Genomic DNA, 18,914 nt, shown 5'->3' on the forward strand with positions numbered 1-18,914 from the left:
CTCTGAGGCCGCAAAGAAAACACGAAAGGAAACACCGACATTGACCGCGAAATAAACGCTGATACATAATCAAGGGTGGGTCAAATCTCGGTGAAAATACCGGGTCAGTTCTCAACGCAAATCAACATTTGGTCCAAGAAAGTGAACGCTTGCAACTATGGCGGTACTAGCGTGGGGCGGTACTCAGGCGCTCATTCGTTGTATTTTTAGGCGCATTAAATCTTTGGAAACAATGTGCTTTTTGACAACCTAAAATTGACTCATCCATCCTTCCATATTGTTTCTGCCCCAAGAAGTGGCAATCATTTGGTGCGAACCATTTTCGAAGCTTACTCTCACAGGCCGACAGAAGGGTGTCTCGGTATCAAATCTGACCCCCCAATCCATTCGAGGAAGCTGAATTTAGAAAAAAAACTAATAACAATTTCGGATACTCGTCCAATTGCGTTCAAGGCACATAGAGTCCGAGAAGTTTTTCTACGCGAAAAGAATTGGGATGAAGCAAGCGGCCTGATTTTCGTTTTGAGGGATCCAGTTAGCGCGATATCTTCGCAACTGGTTCGATCTGGCATGATGAATAATAATCCACTGAAGAACATGACTCGCAAACGTCGTCTTTTTCTTCAAGATGCTGTTGAAAACTACATATCATTGATCAATTTGTACAAGCTTTGGAAAGAAAACAATAAGATTCTTGTAAGATTTGAAGACCTGATCTCGGTTGAAAAACAAGACTCTCAAATAGATTTGCTTTTAGATTTTGCTGGTCTCGATAGAAGAGCAATCCAGTCACCTATAGAAGAGTTGTTCTCTCTAGGGCAGGAAAGTCAGCTCGACAAACTAAAGGATAGGCCGAGAAAGCAGTCCAAAGCTAAAGAGCAAGTTTCGAGTATTATTACATACGCTGATGTAGAGAAGCTTTTGCTTGGGCATATGTAGCCTGAATTTAAGCATTTGAACTTACAGCCTAGAACTTGTGAACAGAGATTTCATGATTTTCTGAAATACTCTCGCCATGCTCACTGGCGGGGGAAAGCGGTGTACCACCACCGCTCACCACGCAGCCTGCGTTAACAATAGCTGCGCCGACGTACTTACCAGAAACCGTCGCCCGACTCTCGCGAGAGCGGGCAACTCTTATTCTGGAATCAAAGACAATGACAATGGAACAAGTGCGGGCTGCCGCGCCTGTCGCCCCGTGGCTGGGTGGCAAGAAACAGCTTTCGAAAACCCTGATCGAGCGGATCGATGCGATACCACATGCAACCTATGTCGAACCATTCGTCGGCATGGGAGGGGTGTTCCTGCGCCGAAGCTGGAAACCAAAAGCCGAAGTGATCAATGATTTGAACGGAGAAATCATCAATCTGTTTCGGATTCTGCAGCGCCATTACCCGCAGTTTATGGATTGCCTGAAGTTTCAGGTGAGTTCGCGCCGGGAATTTGAGCGGCTACGGCAAACCGATCCGGCCACGCTCACCGATCTGGAGCGTGCGGCGCGATTCATCTATCTGCAGCGACAGAATTTTGGCGGAAAGCGTGATGGTGTTTTTGGCGTCGCGACAGGCCGGGCATCCCGGTTTGACCTTTCCCGGCTTGGCCCGTTGCTTGAAGCCGCGCATGAGCGCCTGTCCGGTGTAGTTTTTGAGAACCTGGACTGGTCAGAGCTGATCACCCGCTATGACGCGAAAGATACCCTCTTTTATCTCGACCCGCCCTATTTCGGGGGCGAGAACGACTATGGGAAAGGGATGTTTGACCGGGGAGCCTATACGCAGATGGCAGAACAGCTTTCCTCGATCGAGGGTGCATTCCTGATGTCGATCAATGACAAGCCCGAAATCCGGGAAGTCTTCGCTCCGTTCATCATTGATGAGGTGCGCCTGAGTTACACGATCAGTAAAGGGAAGTCGGGCGGAAAGGTTCAGGAGCTAATTATTTCGAACAGGTCGACGGTGGCGGGATTGCTGTGAATGTTTAAAGCCGGAAATGCGTTTTGTCGCACTTCCGGCTTTTTCTTCTAGCTGATTCAGTCACGCACACATTTCGAGCGGCGTGATGTCAGAAACATCCACTTCTTTTCGTGCGCCAGCCAGATCATAGCTGCGCTGCAAGTTCATCCAGAACTCAGCAGAATTACCAAAGAAGCGAGACAACCGCAGCGCTGTGTCTGCTGTCATCGATGTTTGCTCCTTCACCAACCGCTCTATCCGCGTGCGTGGCACATTGAGCGATTTGGCCAGTTTGATTGGCGATATTTCCAGCTCATCCAAAAACTCTTCTTTAAGAATTTCTCCCGGATGAACGGGGTTTTTCATTTCTATAGCCCCGCTAATGCTTTGACCCATTGCCTTTTTCTCTCCTTTTCCAAATCTGGAGCTTTCCGCTCTCTTGTTGGTGTTTGTATTGTCCTCTTATCGGGACCTTAGTGATAGTCAGTTATCTCGACCTCCGTTGCGTCCGTTCCATCCCATTTAAAACAAATTCTCCATTGCTTATTTATTCGGATGGAATGTTGTCCTTTGCGGTCACCGCTCAAGGCTTCCAAGTTGTTCGATGGTGGTATGCGCAGATCATTCAGGTCTCGCGCACTGTCCAATATCGCAACTTTTCGTTCGGCGCGGCGGACAAGATCAGAGGGAAAGCCCTTACCGGGTTTACCAGCAATGACTGCCGCGATTAACTTGCCCTTAGTCCCCTGTATCATGTTGTGATACGTATCGTGACACGATACATGTGTCAAGTCGTGATACATATTTAAGTGTCTGCGTTTAACTTCACAAGCTGCGGATAGATCACCTTGCAGGTATTGCTGATCAGCCGGTTCGTCGGATCGTGTTTTGGGCAATCCTTCGATAGTATGTGCAATGCGTCTGGGCCCGCGGTGTTGGCTCCGACAATTTCACAGAACCGTTTCTTCGAATACTTCCCGTATCGTCCGCAGGTTTTGCAGCGGATTTCTACCGTTTCATAAGGGAAGTCGAAGACGCGCATGATTCACCATGTTTACGATGTCGTGTTTTTGTAACAAAGTGGGTCAGTGCGCTTCACCCGCACCATTTTTTTTCAAATGATTGACCGACAATATTGTACCGATAGGGTAATTAGGCATTTGTTGAGGAAATTGAAATGACCGAACTGACGCCTGCCAACGAAAATCCATGGTACATTCTGGCGACAATATGTGGTGAGTTTGAAAGACATGTCCCGAATTCAGAACTACTGGCCCAAAATAGACGTATGTGGAATGGTTGGGCTTGTTCGGGAATGTCTGATGAACACCGCAAATCTATAGCGAACAAAATTGGGCTACCGATAGAAGAACTAGCCGAGTTAGAGATTGAAGAGAGGATGCAGTTAGAAGCAGCTTTTCGCGACCGCGTACCCGAAGGAATCGCAATTCCATTGCCGAAGGACCAAGTAGCCCTCTCAAAAACCTTGTTTTCTAACACGGTAATTTTTAACAAATACGTATTCGCCGGAAGTGCTAGTATCGCAGATTGCATCTTTGAAGGTGGTGCAGATTTTTCATCATGCTATTTTTGCGAATTTTGCAACCTTGGCGGCACTGAATTCAAATCAAACGCATGGTTTGAGGCCGCCACATTTTGTGGCCCTCCAAGTTTTAACTCAGCGATTTTTCTAGGTGCAAACTTTACATCAGCTGAATTTGGAAAAATGACCGATTTTGGTAAAGCGATTTTCAGTCATGGTGCAGACTTTTCCAATTCAGTTTTTAAGAAGACTGCTCGATTTAATCGTACAAAATTCGCCGGGGCAGCCCCCAAATTTTTTGAAACTGTATTGCATCAAGATACTCGACTTAGCACCGAAACAGAATATTGGCCGCCCGTAAGTGAAGGCGACCCGCAAGACAGTATCGAGGCCTATACCCGGTTGCGACAAGTCATGAATGAGCTGCAAAAACCTGAGGAGGAGCATTTCTTTTATCGGCAGGAAATGCGTTGGAGAGTAAAAGGTGCCTCGGGCTGGAAATGGCTTTTGCTTGTGCTATTTCAAGAATTATCTGAGTTTGGATACAGTATTGCACGACCCATTTACTGCCTGACAACCTTACTGATAGTACCATTTCTGATTTACCTAGTAAAATTTAACTGGGACGAAATTGTTTACGAAACTTACCACACGAAGTTTGAATCCATAGCTTTATCGTTTGCAAGCATATTCAAGATATTTGGTTTTCAAGGTTTGTATTTTGACAGTAAATATATGAACGGATTGCATCCTGCTCTACAATTTTTGTCAGGGATCCAAACCATCCTAGGTTTCGTATTTCTGTTCTTTCTAGCGTTAGGGCTTCGTAATCGATTTAGGTTGCGGTAGGAGGTATATTTCGGAGATCAACTTTCACAATATGTTGCGAGTTTTTTCCCGGAAATGCGCGTAGATAACAATCTGAATAAGAAAACAATCAAATAGTCTATTCTTCAGTGTCTTTCTTTGCTGGCCAGAATGAAGACGCGTCCCAAATTTCAAACCTTAGGTTTTCAAGTTTTGCATCACCTTTGAAGTTGCCAGTTACGGTCATATCGGGGTGATACTTGTATTTGTCTACATGTTCATCAAAAGTGATGTCCTTTATCCCATTCTTCCAGAATAGAGACGGCCAATCAAATCCGTCCGGAGGATAGTTTTCGGAGACTCCCGTCAATTCTCCTGACAAATACAACTCCTGACCTAACGGACCACGCGGTTTGTTGTATGGTTCACCCATAATTTTTTCCAAAGTGTCTTGATCAAGATCGAGCACACTAAAAATAGCTTCGCGGAGGTATTTTGCGGTCAAAACTAAATTGTCTCTAGCCCTTGGTATCAGAGTGCCCATATTCTCCAAGCCATGTTCGTATCTGTCGCTGACATCTTTCGCAGCATTGTACGTATCGCGGTCTGATTGAAAGACGAGTTCTCCTTTTGCGGCTGCGTCTAGGTATTGTTGGATCGTCATATTCCCGCCGCCTTCGACCCAGCCCCAGTCGGCTGCGAGCTCTTCACTAGTTTTTCCATCTTTCTTTAACTTATGACGCAAACAAGCCTTTTGAATTGCTTCGACGCCCATGAACAGGTGAGACAATGCAATCAATTCAAATCCGTGTCGCCAGTTCCGCAATGCTTGAGCGTATTGAGCAGTCGCTCTGATTATGCGGTCCTGCTCGTCCGAAGCATGAACAGCAGTAATGGCCTTTGAAGCAGCCTCGACGTTGATGAACCTGGATGTAAGTGCGGGTTTGTCGGCACGCATAAATCTCTGAAAATATTCCCCTCTATCCGACTCTGGTTCGACTTCAAACGATATTTCCGGTTCGAGTATACTAGCGTGAGCGTTTGCCACGCACGCTATTATCGCGATCAAAACCTGCCCATGCATTAGAAATGACTGCGCGGCCTCCATGCAATTTGGCGCGTCGCCTTGGGCAAACACCATCATGTCTCCCGGATGGGGGACAGTGAAATTCTTTACGTATCGTGTAATGAACATGTAACGAACAAGTCGCCCATCCAATTCCGAATGGACTTCTAGCTTGTCGTCACTCCGAAAAATTGAACTCGCTTTAGATCGTGCGGTCACGCGGAAAGTTTTCATGTGTATCGACCTGCCCGATTTGTTGAGTTTCCATGAGATTATGGGCTTACGGTCAAATTTTGCAAAGTCTTCTTCCTGCACAAGCCGCCCATAGAGGGATAGACGATGCAATGGTCATTTTGGATCGTTGGGGGCGTTCGCCACACTACTGCCAAAGGGCTGCTAAGCGAGCGATACTGGAGCTTAGAATCCTCGTAAAGTTAATGTTGATAGTAGAGTTTTAAGGGCGAGCCCTTGAAACTACCAATCTCTCGGCGCTGCAGATTTCCTGTAAGGTATTAATTTCATTGGTGCACCCGACTGGATTCGAACCAGTGGCCTCTGCCTTCGGAGCGCACTGCTTGTTCAGGAACACCAACATCCAGAACAGGATTTCAGATAAATTACACATGGAAGTTTTGCAATTTGCTTAGTCGTTCGATCCACTCCCAGCCGTCGTATTTGTCCCCAACCTGATCAATGTGGGTATATCGCTGGAGCGATGACCAAGACCTATGGCCTGACACAGCCGCGACCTGAGGAATAGAAAGTCCCATTTCAAACAGGCGCGAAACTCCTTCATGTCTTAGATCGTGAAACCGAAGGTCATTTATTTCCAAAAACTTACAAGCTCTTGTGAAAGCAGCGCTGATAGCGTCTGTGCGGTAGGGGAAAATGCGCGCATCGACAGCAGGCATAGCCTCTGCAATTGCGCACGCAGGATCCGGCAGGTCGCACCGGACATTGTTGCCAATCTTATCACCCGGATGCTTCATGTTAGTCACTAGAACACGTTCATTTTCTGTGTCCAAACCCGCCCAAGTAACGCGCGTTATTTCCTCCTGTCGCCTAGTGGAGAAGAGGGCGAAGGCAACCACGCGATGCATGGGGATGGACTTCGGGCGATGCAAGTGCTTTTGCTCGAACAGCGCCATTAATGCATTAAGCTCATCCAGCGTCGGTCGACGATCCCGTTCTTTCGATTTTCCTGTGATGCCCAACCGATTGCAAACCGCAAATGCGTCTTTCATTGCCTGCCCGTCAAGCGGTAAACCCCAAGCAGGGCGGGCAATGGTGAATACCGCGCCGAGATGTGACATGTAGTTGCTGACGGTTGCAGGAGACCGGCTGGTTGAAAGGCTTCGCGCAAAATCAACGATGTCGGGGCTTTTTATGTCCTCGCATCTCATATCTGCAATATCGAACTCCAAAATCGTATTCAGGACTTGCGCTTTTGTGCGGCCAATTTCCTTGATGCTTTCCCGAGAGTATTTGCGGATCGCATCTCCAAGAGATTTACCCTTCGACTTTAACGAGCCGAGATCTTCGCCTGCAGCGTCAATTTCTTTTTTCCGTTTCTTGATCCACGCATTTGCGGCGGATTTGCGATCAAATGTTTTTGCTTCCCGGTGAACCCGTTTGCCATTTCTTTTGATGTCGATTTGTGCCAGATAGGCCGACGACCCGTCTTTACGCTTTCGTTCAATGATGTGAGGCATCGGGCCAACATTCCAAATTTCAGACCAACATTTGTTGGCCCTGAATGACAGAACGGGCAAAAATAGGCAATAATCGATACTAAATGGGCAACTAAAAATATCCAAATGAGTGGCGATAACGTAAATAAAACAAGCAATTACAAGGCATCCCGTCTATCGATCGCACCCATGATGGATTGGACAGACCGACATTGTCGCTACCTGCACCGGTTAATGAGCCGGCGTGCCTTGCTTTATACCGAAATGGTGACAGCGCCTGCTTTGGTGCGTGGCGGAGCGCGGCATTTACTGCGTTACAGCCCTGCGGAGCATCCTGTTGCTGTTCAATTGGGTGGTTCTGACCCGGCAGAGCTTGCCGACGCGACCGCAATTTGTTGCGAGGAAGGCTATGATGAGGTCAACCTCAACGTCGGGTGCCCATCTGACCGGGTGCAATCGGGATGTTTTGGCGCGGTTCTGATGGAGCGCCCGGCGCTTGTTGCTGACTGCGTTGCTGCAATGATCAAAGCCTCATCCGTCGAAGTAACGGTAAAATGCCGGATCGGGGTAGATAATCAGAACCCCGACAAGGTCCTGCCTGACTTTCTGGCACGCGTCAGGGATGCGGGTGCGCGTCGCGTGCAAATTCACGCACGCAAAGCCTGGCTCCAGGGGCTGAGCCCCAAGGAAAACCGGAACATACCGCCGCTTAACTATGCGCTTGTTTTTAAGATGAAAGACGCCTTTCAAGATCTTGATATATCAATAAATGGTGGTATTTCGAGCCTCGCTCAGGCAAAAGAAATGCTGGCGGCTGGATTGGATGGTGTGATGATTGGCCGGGCGACTTATCATACACCTTCTGACATTCTGCTTGACGTCGACCGCGAAATATTTGGTGAAATCACCCACAAATCTGCCCACCAGGTTGTGCGCGAAATGCGCCCCTATATCGACGCGCATATAGCCGAAGGTGGCAAGCTTATGTCGGTCAGTCGCCATATGCTTGGGCTGTTTGCCGGCCGGCCGGGCGCGCGTGGGTGGCGACGGATGCTTTCTGAAAACGGGCACCGTGCGGGCGCTGACTGGGGTTTGATCGAACAGGCACTGGACTGTGTTGAAGAATTCCCTGAGAGTGCCGCAACCACAGCCTAGGAGCCACCATGCCAGAGATGTCGATACTTTTGCAGATGGCGGGTCTATTGCTTGTCATTGGTGCATTCGCAGGCGTTATGGCCGGCCTTTTAGGGGTCGGCGGCGGCATCATTCTGGTGCCTGCATTTTTCTATACGTTCAGCGCACTTGGGTATCAAAGCTCTCAGCTGATGCAAATCTGTCTGGCAACCTCTTTGGCAACGATCATTGTGACATCGCTGAGATCGGTGGCCAGCCACAACAAAAAGGGCGCGGTTGACTGGGAGATTCTGCGCCGGTGGGCCCCGGGCATCGTCGTCGGGGCTGTTTTGGGCGTGATGGTCGCGGCTTCGTTAAGGTCGGTTGTTTTGCAGGGCATATTCGGTGTCCTGGGAATTATCGTCGGACTATACCTTGGATTTGGGCGTGAAAACTGGCGGTTAGGCGCGGCTATGCCGGGTGGTTTGACCCGGATTATCCTGTCCCCGATACTAGGGTTTCTTTCAGTTTTGATGGGAATCGGTGGCGGTTCATTCGGTGTTCCTTTGATGAGCCTTTACGCGCAGCCAATTCACCGCGCCGTTGCAACAGCTGCGGGCTTTGGCGTGATCATTGCGGTCCCTTCTGTTATTGGGTTTTTGCTAAGTGTTCCGGATGTTCGCCCTCCCTATACCATTGGTTCAGTTAATGCTCCTGCGTTTATACTTGTTATACTTATGACCATGATAACAGCGCCTTACGGGGTAAAGATCGCGCATAGCATGGATCCAAAACCACTGAAACGCGTGTTTTCATTTTTTCTGATATTGGTTGCGCTTAACATGCTGCGAAAGGCTGCCGGACTATGAATGCGCTGCTGGATAAGGGTTGGCAGAAATTTGCGAGCGATCCGGCGGTACTTGAGTGGCTTAAATCTGCAGTTCCAGTCGCATTGAAGGCACGGCGTGACCTTGCTTTTGTGCGGGACTGGCTGGATTGTGAAGGCACCTGGTTTGTTGGCGTTGATGCCCTGAACGCCGATGAACGCGGCGCGGTCGAAGGGTCCGGCCCACTAAAGGGAACAGTATTGGAGTTTCTACGCAGCTATCTTGGGGGCGCTTTATTGCCCTTTGATAAGGGGCAGGTTTCCATTGTTTATCCGGGGTATCCGCGTCCGCGCATGGGCGAAAGTGACGCTGGCTTTTGGTATCGACAAAACCGGGACGCCGCACATGTTGATGGGTTGAAGCCTGTTGGGAAAGCCCGGCGCCGCATGGTGAAAGAACCCCATGCCTTCGTGCTTGGGCTTCCGATGACCGCTTGCAATGATCGCACAGCTCCTCTGGTGATCTGGGAAGGCAGCCACAAGATCATGCAGCGTGTTTTCAGAACTGCGCTGAAGGCGCATCCTGTTGAAACTTGGATGGATGTCGATTTGACCAATGTGTATCAGACCGCCCGCCGCGAGGTTTTTGAAACCTGCCCGCGGGTGAAAGTTACCGCCCAACCGGGTGAGGCCTATCTTTTGCATCGCCACGCATTGCACGGTGTCAGCTCGTGGGAAGAGGGGGCAGAAGCCCCTGACGAGGGCCGGATGATCTGCTATTTCAGACCGGAATTCACAGGCGGCGTGAAAGAATGGCTGGATGCGCCGTAGTAAAACTCTTGCAAAGAGTTTTAAAAAAGTTTTGAAAACTTTTTGGGTGCTACCGGTTCAGCCGTGCCGCACGTCCGCCACGTCGTTTGGCGAGTTTTGGGGCGCGGCCAGACAATTCTGACATGATATCGCTGCGTGTTTCGGGGGTCATCCGCGACCAGTCCCGAATTTCATCCATTGTGCGGTAACAGCCCGTACAAATCCGCGCTTCAGGATGGACGACGCAGATTTTGATGCAGGGCGATTGCACCTCATCTCTTTTCCAAACATCGTCTTTCATCTTGTGGCGCCCTATTTCAAATGGCCGAGTCTGTCCAACACACCCTGCAGGATATACCCTGCCGCGACGTGATCTATGACCTCTGCGCGACGTTTTCGTGTCGTATCCGCCTCTAAAAGCGCTTTTTCGGCGGCCACAGTCGACAAACGCTCGTCCCAGAATCCGATTGGCAGATCTGTCAGACGACTTAGGTTTCGGGCAAAGGCGCGGGTTTTCTGGCAGCGCGGGCCCTCAGAGCCATCCATGTTTCGCGGCAGACCAAGCACGAGCCCGCCAAGCCTGCGCCCATCGGCAATTTCGAGCAGACGAGCGGCGTCGAGCGTGAATTTCTTACGACGAATGGTTTCAAGCGGGGTAGCAACCGCGCGGTAGCTGTCAGAGACCGCCACACCAATTGTTTTTTCACCAAAGTCGATCCCGGCGATCGCCTGCATCGATGGCAATGCGGCGGCGAATTCGGAAATATCGTCGTAGATCATTCAGCTATTCCAGCGTTTTTGGCGGCGGTACCGATTTCCGCAAGCGCCGCTGGGCTGTCTGCAAAGACCTCCTGTGCATCTACCCATATAGCCTGCGCACGATCCTGTTCACCTAAAACACCAAGGGCCGTAATCAGACGTGCCCATTCCGACTGTGTCCCGCCTTCAGAGGCGAGCCGCGCTGAAAGCCCTTCAACCATGTTGCGGATCATTGCCGTGCGTTCTTCAACGCTCATGTTTTGCGCTGCTTCAACATCTGCAGCACTTGGACCGATGGGTGCACTTTCCTTTGGCGGCAGGGTGTATTTCACCCCGGCAAGATAGGCGATATCTTCGATTTGAGCGCGAATAGCCGGAACCCAGGGGGCGTCCGGCGGGCTGCCGTCCAAAAGGCCACGCCAGAACTGAAAAGCAAGGTCAGGACGCCCGTTTTGAGCAAAAAGCAATCCTGAATAATAGCGCGCCGTTCCGTTTTCCCTGTCAATTTGCAGGCTGCGCATGAGTGCGTTTTCTGCTTCGGGGGAAACATACCCTCCAGCGGCCAGAACGAGGAAATCAGCATATTTTGCGTAGTCATCCGCGGTCGCGCTGTCGCCCTTCAGTTCCAGAACCCGGCCTTGCGCGCGGTAGGCGGCTTCGAAATTACCCATGATGGCTTCGTTCGAGGCGAGCAGGCGAAAGCCTTCAAGATCATTGGGGCGGCGTTCAAGCGCACTGCGCAACTGAACCATCAGTTCAACAAACTGTGGATCGCGCGGGATCGCTGTTGCGGGAACACTCGATTCTACTGTGGCCTGATCCGGTCGGCTGGCGCGGGCCTCTGCCGCATTTTCCAAGCGTGCCTGAAGTGGTAAATCGGGGTAACCTGCAGCACCCAGTTGATGGTACAATGCATATGAGCCACCCAGCAGAACCAGCGACACAAGCAAAGCAGTGAAGCGCGACATTTTTTCAGGGGCTTTGATGGCTGCGTCACGCCCTGCTGCGTCTTTATCAGCGCTCAGAATGCGGCGCGAGATTTCCAGCTTTGTTCTTTCTGCCTCATCATGGCGTACAACGCCGCGGGCAAGATCGCGTTCAAGCTCTTTTAGCTGATCACGATAGACCCGCATATCATGGGCTGCGGGGGCATCAACACTTTCGCGTCGCCGCAGAAGTGCTGTTAGCATCAATGCCAGCACCAGAATGCTCAGGCTTGCAGATGTGATCCAGAACCCCATTGGCCCCTCCGAATTTCCTGCAAGACATCTATATGCGAAGCCGAGGGATAAAAAGGGGCGATGGGTCGCAACTCGGTACAATTTAAGAGTTGGTTGAAGGGACGCGGCATGAGTTCTGCCTCAATTAGGGGCGCTATGTCGCATCTTTTATCATTTATGCCGCTGGGGGTGTCCTTAGCAGCCGAGTTCTGCCGCACAAGGAAGGATAGGCAGGTATGGGCCTGCTTTCCCCAATCTGGACGTGCCAATGAAACGCTATTCCGCCTTTGCAGTCGCCCGTGAAGCTGTTCGTTACCATCAAGGGTGGGAGCGCGCCTGGGCCTCTCCGCAGCCTAAAAAACGGTATGATGTTGTTATTGTCGGTGCCGGTGGGCACGGGCTTGCGACAGCATTCTACCTTGGTAAGAATTTTGGTATCACAAATGTCGCGATCATCGAAAAAGGCTGGCTGGGTGGCGGAAACACGGGCCGGAATACAACGATCATTCGCTCGAACTATCTGCAGGACCCCTCTGCCGCGATCTATGAAAAGGCGCGCAGCCTTTACGAGACCATGTCACAGGATCTGAACTACAACGTGATGTTCAGCCCGCGTGGTGTGATGATGTTGGCGCAAACCCAGTCAGAAATCCGCGGCTATGAACGCACAGCACATGCAAACGCCTATCAGGGCGTGAAGACAGAATTCATTGGCCCTCAGCGCGTGAAAGAACTGTGTCCGATCATAAACATCGATGGCCCCCGCTATCCGGTGCTTGGCGCACTGTGGCAGGCGCGTGGCGGCACAGCACGTCACGACGCCGTTGCATGGGGGTATGCACGCGCCTGTTCAGACATGGGTATGGACATCATCCAGAAATGCGAAGTTACGGGTGTTCGTCAGAACGCTGGTAAGGTGGTTGGCGTTGACACAACCAAAGGCGCGATTGACTGCGATAAACTGGCGATTGTTGTTGCCGGGCATTCCGGTGAGCTGGCGGGTATGGCTGGCTTCCGTCTGCCAATGGAATCTGTCGCGCTTCAGGCTTTGGTGTCTGAGCCGATCAAGCCTTGCATGGATGTGGTGGTCATGGCCAACACCGTGCACGGCTACATGTCCCAGTCTGACAAAGGCGAAATGGTGATTGGCGGCGGCACAGACGGGTTCAACAACTACACCCAACGTGGTTCGTTCCATCATATCGAGGAAACCGTGCGCGCATTGGTCGAAACCTTCCCGATGATTTCACGCCTCAAAATGCTGCGCCAGTGGGGTGGGATCGTGGATGTAACGGGTGACCGTTCACCGGTCATCACCAAGACACCGCTTGGCAACTGCTTCATGAATGGCGGCTGGGGAACCGGGGGCTTTAAGTCCATTCCGGGGTCTGGCTGGGCGATGGCGGAACTGGTTGCCAAAGGGGAACCCGGACCACTGGCTGCTGCCTTTGGTATGGACCGTTTCAAAGAGGGTCGGTTTATCGACGAAAGCGTTGCTGCGGGGGTGGCGCACTGATGCTACAATTGACTGGTATCTCCTCCGAATCCACCTTTGTTGATTTGTTCAGCGCGGTTAAGGCCAGCGTTGGGTTTATGAGCTTCGTGCTTTTGGTTCGCAATGCGTTGTTGTTGCGCGCGTTTTTCACGGCGAACAATCAGAACACATCCGAAAACCACCAGCCCCAAAGTCAAAATAGTTATAATCCAACCGATACTCATGCCATCAAGAATGGTCCAATTGGAGCGTTGATGCAATGTTGACTCTAGACTGCCCATATTGCGGCGTGGCCGCCGAAGAAACCGAACTCCACGGCGGGGGCGAGGCGCATCTGAAACGCTTTGGCCCAGCCTCTTCGGACGAAGATTTTGAAGGCTATTTGTTTATGCGTGAAAACCCCAAGGGGGTGAACTTTGAACGCTGGCGGCATGTGAATGGTTGCGGCAAGTGGTTTCATGCCGCGCGCTGCACCATGACGCTTGAGGTGTTCGGCACCTACAGCGCGCAAACGACAGAGCCACCAAAGGCACTGCTCGCGAAAATCAAAAAGAAACGCCCCCAATGGCCCGGATATGGAGCCGAAAAATGAGCACACGTCTGCCAAACGCTGGCCGCCTGCTGAACCGCAGCAAGGCCGTGGAATTCACCTTTAACGGCAAGCGCCTTAAGGGATTTGAGGGCGACACGCTGGGCGCTGCCCTGCTTGCCAATGATCAGATGATGGTTGGCCGGTCGTTTAAGTATCACCGCCCACGCGGGATTATCGCGAGCGGTGCAGAAGAGCCGAATGCGCTTGTGAACATGGGGCAGGATGGACGTTTCGAGCCAAACCAGCGCGTCACCACGACAGAGCTGTTTGATGGTTTGACGGCGACCAGCCAGAACCACTGGCCTAGTCTTGAGTTCGATGTGGGTGTTGCAAATAACTACGTCGCACGCTTTCTGCCAGCCGGGTTCTACTACAAAACCTTCATGGCGCCACGTGCCGCGTGGAAGCATGTGTTTGAGCCGATCATCCGCCAGTCAGCGGGTCTTGGTAAAGCACCAAAGGACCGCGACGCCGACCGGTACGAACATTTCTACGCCTATGTGGACGTAATGGTCATTGGTGGCGGTATCGCCGGTCTTCAGGCTGCGAAAGCAGCGGGTGACTCTGGCGCCAAGGTTCTGCTTGTTGAGCAAACCAGACACTGGGGTGGTCGTGCGCCGGTTGACGGGGCAAAGATTGACGGCAAGCCGGCGGATGAGTGGATCACAGAAACGCTTGCTGCACTCGCAGCGATGGACAATGTTTCTGTCCGCACGCGCACCATGGGTTCAGGTGTTTATGACCACGGCTACGTGCTGGCGTATGAACAGGTCGCAGACCATACTCCGGGCGACGGGCGTCCGCGTCACCGCCTGTGGCGGGTGCGCGCAAAGCAGATTGTTACGGCAACTGGTGCGATTGAGCGGCCATTGTCGTTTGCTGGAAACGACATTCCCGGCGTAATGCTGGCAGGTGCTGTACGCGACTATGCGATTAACTGGGGCGTGTCGGTTGGCGACCGCTCGGTTGTTGTCACCAACAATGACGATGCATATAGAACAGCGATTACGCTGAAAGAAGCGGGGCTTGATATTCCTGTCATCATCGATGCCCGAGCCGAGGCTAACGGCGACTTGCCAAATCAGGCACGCGCACTTGGCATACGGATCGAGACTGGCAAAGCAATTGCCAAGGTCAAAGGCGGCAAACGCGTGACCGGTGTTGCGATTTGTCAGCAAGCAGGCGAAGGCGCGGTTCTGGAAGAAATCGCATGTGATTCGGTTGCCATGTCCGGCGGCTGGTCCCCTGTGGTGCACCTCTGGTCACACTGCGGTGGCAAGCTGATCTGGGATACCGAACAGGCCCATTTCCGCCCCGACGCGGACCGCTCGCCAACAGGTGCTGATGGCGCTGCCTTTGTCGTTCCCGCAGGGATCGCCAATGGCGCTATGGGAACGGCCGATGTTCTGGTGGATGCAGATAAGGCAGGTAAAGCAGCGGCCAAAGCTGCCGGCTTCACTGCGAAACGCACAGCAGCACCGAAAGCCGTGCAGGTTGACGAAGCTGCTCTTTCACCGGTCTGGATCATGCCACAGGGCGCTGGCCCCAAGGCACGGATGAAAATGTGGCTCGACTATCAGAACGACGTTAAGGTTTCCGACGTTCAGCTTGCCGCGCGCGAGGGGTACGAATCTGTTGAGCACACCAAGCGTTACACAACGCTTGGTATGGCGACGGATCAAGGTAAACTAAGCAATATCAACGGTCTGGCAATTCTGGCCGACAGCCTGAATGCTGATATTCCGCAAGTTGGAACCACGACCTTCCGCCCGCCTTACACGCCGATCTCGATGGGAGCGATTGCGGGTGAGGCGCGGGGCGAGATTTTCCAACCCCTGCGCAAAACCCCGATACACGGCTGGCACGAAAAAAACGGTGTTTATTGGGAACCTGTCGGTCACTGGCGGCGTCCTTACTGCTTTCAGCGGTCTGGTGAGAGCGTTGAGCAGGCTGTGCACCGTGAAGTGAAAAACACACGTGAAAACCTAGGTCTGCTTGATGCATCGACACTTGGCAAGCTGGTGGTCACGGGGCCGGACGCAGGCCGCTTCCTCGACATGATGTACACCAATATGATGTCGAACCTGAAAGTCGGCAAATGCCGCTATGGCTTGATGTGTTCAGAGAACGGTTTTCTGTCCGACGATGGTGTTGTCGCGCGCATCGACGAGGATACATGGCTTTGCCACACGACCTCTGGCGGGGCAGACCGCATTCACGCCTGGATGGAAGAATGGCTTCAGACCGAATGGTGGGACTGGAAAGTCTATGTCGCCAACCTGACCGAACAATTCGCGCAGATCGCAGTTGTTGGCCCCAACGCACGCAAGGTTCTTGAAAAACTGGGGGGTATGGACGTTAGCAAAGAGGCGCTGGCCTTCATGGAATGGAACGAAGGTAAGATCGGCGGGTTTGATGCGCGGGTTTACCGGATTTCGTTCTCAGGCGAATTGTCCTATGAAATTTCGGTGCCTGCCTCGCAGGGGCGGGCATTCTGGGATGCGCTGCATGAAGTCGGGGCCGAGTTTGGTGCGATGGCCTATGGCACGGAAGCGCTGCACATCATGCGGGCCGAGAAAGGCTTTATCATGATCGGTGACGAAACCGATGGCACGATCATTCCGCAGGATCTGGGTTTGAACTGGGCGCTTTCCAAGAAGAAAGAAGACTACCTTGGCAAACGTGCGCAACAGCGTAGTCACATGACCGACCCGAACCGCTGGAAACTGGTCGGGCTTGAAACGCTTGACGGGTCTGTGCTGCCAGATGGCGCCTACGCGATCGCGCCGGGCAACAACGATAACGCTCAGCGCAACATGGTTGGGCGGGTGACCTCGACCTATCATTCCCCAACGCTCAACCGTGGCATCGCCATGGGGTTGGTTCTGCATGGACCGGACCGGATGGGGGAAGTCATCGAATTCGGCAAAACCGATCAGACCATGGTGAAGGCGAAGATCGTTGATCCGGTTTTCTACGACAAAGACGGGGAGAAGCAAAATGTCTGAAGCAGTCAGCGCATTGAATAACGCAAGCTACGCGGGCTTTGTCGAGGTCACGGAAATGGGCCTTCAGGGCATGATCACGCTACGCGGTGATCTGTCTTCTGCCGCGATCAAAAAAGCTGTCAAAACTGCCGTAGGGGTGGGCGTTCCTGAACAGCGTAAGATGGCTATGGCCGACGGCAAGGGCGCTGGCTGGATGTCGCCGGACGAGCTTTTGCTACTCGTGCCGTACGCTCAGGTTGAAAAGACCGTTACTGGCCTGCAAAAAACGCTCGCCAAGGCACATTTCATGGCGGTCAATGTTTCGGACGCTCGGGTCATGTTTCGCCTGAAGGGTGCTGGTGCACGCGAAGTGCTGGCCAAGGTTGCCCCGGTTGATTTGTCATCTGATGCATTTGGAGAAGGTGACCTGCGCCGCAGCCGGATTGCACAGGTTGCGGCAGCCTTCTGGATGTCCGGCGAGGATGAATTTACACTGGTCGCCTTTCGGTCAGTCGCCGATTATGTCTTTGGCGTTCTCAAAATCGGGGCGCAGCCGGGGTCCGAGGTGGGTTACCTCTGAACGGTGCGCAGGTTTGTTGGAAATCTCTGGCTTGCCCCTTGACCTTTGGGGCAGCTAACCGCCATTTAGACGATGAGTTTCACACGCGAACAAAGGGGTCCAACAATGGCTTTCGAACTTCCTTCACTTCCTTATGCCCATGATGCGCTGGCTGACGCCGGTATGTCGAAAGAAACACTCGAATATCACCATGACCTGCACCACAAGGCTTATGTCGATAACGGCAACAAGCTGATCGATGGCACAGAGTGGGCGGACAAATCTCTCGAAGAGATCATCGTTGGTACCTATGACGCGTTGTCTGTTGCGCAGAACGGTATTTTCAACAACATCAGCCAGCTTTGGAACCACAACCAGTTCTGGGAAATGATGGGTCCGGGCAAATCAGCAATGCCGGGTGAGCTGCAATCACGTATCACGGACGCCTTTGGGTCCGTTGATGATTTCAAATCGCAGTTTAGCGCTGCAGGTGCAGGCCAGTTTGGTTCTGGCTGGGCCTGGCTCGTCGCTGACAAAGACGGCAGCCTGAAAGTGACCAAAACGGAAAACGGCGTGAACCCGCTGTGCTTTGGCCAGACAGCGCTGCTTGGCTGTGACGTTTGGGAACATTCCTACTACATCGATTTCCGCAACAAGCGCCCGGCTTATCTGACCAACTTCCTTGATAATCTGGTCAATTGGGAAAACGTGGCTGAGCGTCTTTCTAACGCCTGAATTTTGAAGAATTGAGATCCGGCCTGTGGCCCGGATCAAGACATATCTCAGCCCCGCAGCCAAGACTGCGGGGTTTCGTGTTTAGTGTGGGTATCGAGTGCCGTGACAGACAAGCTGTTCTTGCAGAGGTGCAGAGCGTTTTAAGAAGGAATTGTGGTTTTTAGCTCGGAGACAAGTGTTTCAACGCTGTTCACACTGCGCAGGTAGGTTGTAAGCGAAGGGTCCGCAAACCCCTCGACAATTACATGATCAAGCAAGGCAATGAGCGGATCCCAATAGCCGTCCAAGTTCAGCAGAAAGATCGGTTTTTGGTGCAGTCCAAGCTGACGCCATGTTAGAACTTCGAAAAATTCGTCCAATGAACCGGCGCCGCCTGGCAGTACGATTATTGCGTTTGAATTCATGTACATGATCTTTTTACGTTCATGCATGTTCTCGGTCACAATGAATTGTGACAGATCGCGTTTCCCGACCTCAAGCTGCATCAGGTGGACAGGGATTACGCCGAAAGTCTCGGCACCGCCCTTTTGCGTGGCATTTGCAACGGCGCCCATGAGCCCGACATCACCGGCACCATAGACGAGACGCCAGTTTTCCCTTGCAATTGATTCGCCAAGTTCGATTGCCGCGGTTTCGAATGCCGGGTTTTCACCTTTTCGGGAACCACAATAGACACAGACAGAAAACGGAAGCATAGCACAGACCTATGAAAGGGGTTGTTTTGACCCGTGATACCTGCGTTGTTATGGTCGTACAAGC

Annotated in this window: 19 protein-coding genes; 11 read left to right on the plus strand and 8 right to left on the minus strand. The window is 52.1% G+C overall.

Annotated features, from left to right (window positions below):
- Positions 1–234: 234 nt before the first annotated feature.
- Together J4E70_RS16470 and J4E70_RS16475 are read left to right on the plus strand one after the other, a co-directional pair.
- Complete coding sequence (locus J4E70_RS16470; RefSeq protein WP_213890750.1) at positions 235–939, plus strand: sulfotransferase domain-containing protein; 705 nt, start codon at positions 235–237, stop codon at positions 937–939.
- 224 nt (positions 940–1,163) lie between these two features.
- Positions 1,164–1,973, plus strand: coding sequence for a DNA adenine methylase (locus tag J4E70_RS16475; RefSeq protein ID WP_213890835.1), 810 nt, complete (start codon positions 1,164–1,166; stop codon positions 1,971–1,973).
- A gap of 60 nt (positions 1,974–2,033) precedes the next feature.
- Here J4E70_RS16475 and J4E70_RS16480 read toward each other — a convergent pair whose 3' ends face one another.
- The gene (locus J4E70_RS16480) at positions 2,034–2,318 is read right to left on the minus strand and encodes a HigA family addiction module antitoxin (RefSeq protein WP_213890751.1); all 285 of its coding nucleotides are present in this window, start codon (positions 2,316–2,318) and stop codon (positions 2,034–2,036) included.
- 107 nt (positions 2,319–2,425) lie between these two features.
- Positions 2,426–2,755: a type II toxin-antitoxin system RelE/ParE family toxin gene (locus J4E70_RS16485; protein WP_343229474.1), complete on the minus strand. Its 330-nt coding sequence runs from the start codon at positions 2,753–2,755 to the stop codon at positions 2,426–2,428.
- A gap of 374 nt (positions 2,756–3,129) precedes the next feature.
- Between J4E70_RS16485 and J4E70_RS16490 the strand changes: the two genes are divergently transcribed.
- Positions 3,130–4,344 carry a pentapeptide repeat-containing protein gene (locus tag J4E70_RS16490; protein WP_213890753.1) on the plus strand — a complete coding sequence of 405 codons (1,215 nt, stop codon included), beginning with the start codon at positions 3,130–3,132 and terminating at the stop codon, positions 4,342–4,344.
- A gap of 97 nt (positions 4,345–4,441) precedes the next feature.
- On the opposite strand, the gene J4E70_RS16495 is transcribed toward J4E70_RS16490, so the two are convergent.
- The gene (locus J4E70_RS16495; protein ID WP_213890754.1) at positions 4,442–5,602 is read right to left on the minus strand and encodes a hypothetical protein; all 1,161 of its coding nucleotides are present in this window, start codon (positions 5,600–5,602) and stop codon (positions 4,442–4,444) included.
- A gap of 383 nt (positions 5,603–5,985) precedes the next feature.
- Complete coding sequence (locus J4E70_RS16500) at positions 5,986–7,080, minus strand: site-specific integrase (protein WP_213890755.1); 1,095 nt, start codon at positions 7,078–7,080, stop codon at positions 5,986–5,988.
- A 105-nt stretch (positions 7,081–7,185) separates the two neighbouring features.
- Between J4E70_RS16500 and dusA the strand changes: the two genes are divergently transcribed.
- The 3 genes from dusA to J4E70_RS16515 are packed head-to-tail and all read left to right on the plus strand — an operon-like array spanning position 7,186 to position 9,829.
- Complete coding sequence (gene dusA, locus J4E70_RS16505; RefSeq protein WP_213890756.1) at positions 7,186–8,214, plus strand: tRNA dihydrouridine(20/20a) synthase DusA; 1,029 nt, start codon at positions 7,186–7,188, stop codon at positions 8,212–8,214.
- Positions 8,215–8,222: 8 nt separating this feature from the next.
- The gene (locus J4E70_RS16510) at positions 8,223–9,041 is read left to right on the plus strand and encodes a sulfite exporter TauE/SafE family protein (protein ID WP_213890757.1); all 819 of its coding nucleotides are present in this window, start codon (positions 8,223–8,225) and stop codon (positions 9,039–9,041) included.
- On the plus strand, positions 9,038–9,829 hold the full coding sequence (locus J4E70_RS16515; protein WP_213890758.1) for a hypothetical protein: 792 nt from the start codon (positions 9,038–9,040) through the stop codon (positions 9,827–9,829). Before J4E70_RS16510 ends, J4E70_RS16515 begins: the two co-directional genes overlap by 4 nt.
- A 49-nt stretch (positions 9,830–9,878) precedes the next feature.
- Here the strand turns inward: J4E70_RS16515 and J4E70_RS16520 are convergent, their stop codons facing one another.
- From J4E70_RS16520 to ccmI, 3 genes are read right to left on the minus strand one after another with little or no spacing between them, the layout of a single operon-like run.
- Positions 9,879–10,109, minus strand: a complete 231-nt coding sequence (locus J4E70_RS16520; RefSeq protein WP_213890759.1) for a DUF1289 domain-containing protein — start codon at positions 10,107–10,109, stop codon at positions 9,879–9,881.
- An 11-nt stretch (positions 10,110–10,120) separates the two neighbouring features.
- Positions 10,121–10,588 carry a Holliday junction resolvase RuvX gene (gene ruvX / locus J4E70_RS16525; RefSeq protein ID WP_213890760.1) on the minus strand — a complete coding sequence of 156 codons (468 nt, stop codon included), beginning with the start codon at positions 10,586–10,588 and terminating at the stop codon, positions 10,121–10,123.
- Entirely contained in the window at positions 10,585–11,808 is a 1,224-nt protein-coding gene (ccmI, locus tag J4E70_RS16530) for a c-type cytochrome biogenesis protein CcmI (RefSeq protein ID WP_213890761.1), read from the minus strand. Before ccmI ends, ruvX begins: the two co-directional genes overlap by 4 nt.
- A gap of 247 nt (positions 11,809–12,055) precedes the next feature.
- Between ccmI and J4E70_RS16535 the strand changes: the two genes are divergently transcribed.
- The 5 genes from J4E70_RS16535 (at position 12,056) to J4E70_RS16555 (ending at position 18,155) form a co-directional block, all read left to right on the plus strand.
- The gene (locus tag J4E70_RS16535) at positions 12,056–13,303 is read left to right on the plus strand and encodes a sarcosine oxidase subunit beta family protein (RefSeq protein WP_213890762.1); all 1,248 of its coding nucleotides are present in this window, start codon (positions 12,056–12,058) and stop codon (positions 13,301–13,303) included.
- A gap of 238 nt (positions 13,304–13,541) precedes the next feature.
- Positions 13,542–13,874 carry a sarcosine oxidase subunit delta gene (locus tag J4E70_RS16540; RefSeq protein ID WP_213890763.1) on the plus strand — a complete coding sequence of 111 codons (333 nt, stop codon included), beginning with the start codon at positions 13,542–13,544 and terminating at the stop codon, positions 13,872–13,874.
- A complete protein-coding gene (locus J4E70_RS16545; RefSeq protein WP_213890764.1) occupies positions 13,871–16,882 on the plus strand; it encodes a sarcosine oxidase subunit alpha family protein in 3,012 nt (1,003 codons plus the stop codon). The genes J4E70_RS16540 and J4E70_RS16545 overlap by 4 nt, the downstream gene beginning before the upstream one ends.
- Positions 16,875–17,441, plus strand: coding sequence for a sarcosine oxidase subunit gamma (locus tag J4E70_RS16550; RefSeq protein WP_213890765.1), 567 nt, complete (start codon positions 16,875–16,877; stop codon positions 17,439–17,441). The genes J4E70_RS16545 and J4E70_RS16550 overlap by 8 nt, the downstream gene beginning before the upstream one ends.
- Positions 17,442–17,546: 105 nt before the next feature.
- Positions 17,547–18,155 carry a superoxide dismutase gene (locus tag J4E70_RS16555; RefSeq protein WP_213890766.1) on the plus strand — a complete coding sequence of 203 codons (609 nt, stop codon included), beginning with the start codon at positions 17,547–17,549 and terminating at the stop codon, positions 18,153–18,155.
- A gap of 140 nt (positions 18,156–18,295) precedes the next feature.
- Here the strand turns inward: J4E70_RS16555 and J4E70_RS16560 are convergent, their stop codons facing one another.
- Positions 18,296–18,850 carry an LOG family protein gene (locus J4E70_RS16560; protein ID WP_213890767.1) on the minus strand — a complete coding sequence of 185 codons (555 nt, stop codon included), beginning with the start codon at positions 18,848–18,850 and terminating at the stop codon, positions 18,296–18,298.
- Between the last annotated feature and the right edge of the window lie 64 nt (positions 18,851–18,914).

Origin of the sequence: Pseudohalocynthiibacter aestuariivivens, assembly GCF_018457175.1 — a bacterium.
GTDB lineage: Bacteria > Pseudomonadota > Alphaproteobacteria > Rhodobacterales > Rhodobacteraceae > Pseudohalocynthiibacter > Pseudohalocynthiibacter aestuariivivens.

What these genes read in the sequence shown, in the direction of transcription:
- J4E70_RS16515 (WP_213890758.1), top strand. Translation starts at nt 9,038, where the DNA reads ATGAATGCGCTGCTGGATAAGGGTTGGCAGAAATTTGCGAGCGATCCG.
- J4E70_RS16495 (WP_213890754.1), bottom strand. Translation starts at nt 5,602, where the DNA reads ATGAAAACTTTCCGCGTGACCGCACGATCTAAAGCGAGTTCAATTTTT.
- J4E70_RS16510 (WP_213890757.1), top strand. Translation starts at nt 8,223, where the DNA reads ATGCCAGAGATGTCGATACTTTTGCAGATGGCGGGTCTATTGCTTGTC.
- J4E70_RS16520 (WP_213890759.1), bottom strand. Translation starts at nt 10,109, where the DNA reads ATGAAAGACGATGTTTGGAAAAGAGATGAGGTGCAATCGCCCTGCATC.
- J4E70_RS16500 (WP_213890755.1), bottom strand. Translation starts at nt 7,080, where the DNA reads ATGCCTCACATCATTGAACGAAAGCGTAAAGACGGGTCGTCGGCCTAT.
- J4E70_RS16550 (WP_213890765.1), top strand. Translation starts at nt 16,875, where the DNA reads ATGTCTGAAGCAGTCAGCGCATTGAATAACGCAAGCTACGCGGGCTTT.
- J4E70_RS16555 (WP_213890766.1), top strand. Translation starts at nt 17,547, where the DNA reads ATGGCTTTCGAACTTCCTTCACTTCCTTATGCCCATGATGCGCTGGCT.
- J4E70_RS16560 (WP_213890767.1), bottom strand. Translation starts at nt 18,850, where the DNA reads ATGCTTCCGTTTTCTGTCTGTGTCTATTGTGGTTCCCGAAAAGGTGAA.
- J4E70_RS16535 (WP_213890762.1), top strand. Translation starts at nt 12,056, where the DNA reads ATGAAACGCTATTCCGCCTTTGCAGTCGCCCGTGAAGCTGTTCGTTAC.
- ruvX (WP_213890760.1), bottom strand. Translation starts at nt 10,588, where the DNA reads ATGATCTACGACGATATTTCCGAATTCGCCGCCGCATTGCCATCGATG.
- J4E70_RS16485 (WP_343229474.1), bottom strand. Translation starts at nt 2,755, where the DNA reads ATGTATCACGACTTGACACATGTATCGTGTCACGATACGTATCACAAC.
- J4E70_RS16490 (WP_213890753.1), top strand. Translation starts at nt 3,130, where the DNA reads ATGACCGAACTGACGCCTGCCAACGAAAATCCATGGTACATTCTGGCG.
- J4E70_RS16475 (WP_213890835.1), top strand. Translation starts at nt 1,164, where the DNA reads ATGGAACAAGTGCGGGCTGCCGCGCCTGTCGCCCCGTGGCTGGGTGGC.
- J4E70_RS16480 (WP_213890751.1), bottom strand. Translation starts at nt 2,318, where the DNA reads ATGAAAAACCCCGTTCATCCGGGAGAAATTCTTAAAGAAGAGTTTTTG.
- J4E70_RS16540 (WP_213890763.1), top strand. Translation starts at nt 13,542, where the DNA reads ATGTTGACTCTAGACTGCCCATATTGCGGCGTGGCCGCCGAAGAAACC.
- ccmI (WP_213890761.1), bottom strand. Translation starts at nt 11,808, where the DNA reads ATGGGGTTCTGGATCACATCTGCAAGCCTGAGCATTCTGGTGCTGGCA.
- dusA (WP_213890756.1), top strand. Translation starts at nt 7,186, where the DNA reads ATGAGTGGCGATAACGTAAATAAAACAAGCAATTACAAGGCATCCCGT.
- J4E70_RS16545 (WP_213890764.1), top strand. Translation starts at nt 13,871, where the DNA reads ATGAGCACACGTCTGCCAAACGCTGGCCGCCTGCTGAACCGCAGCAAG.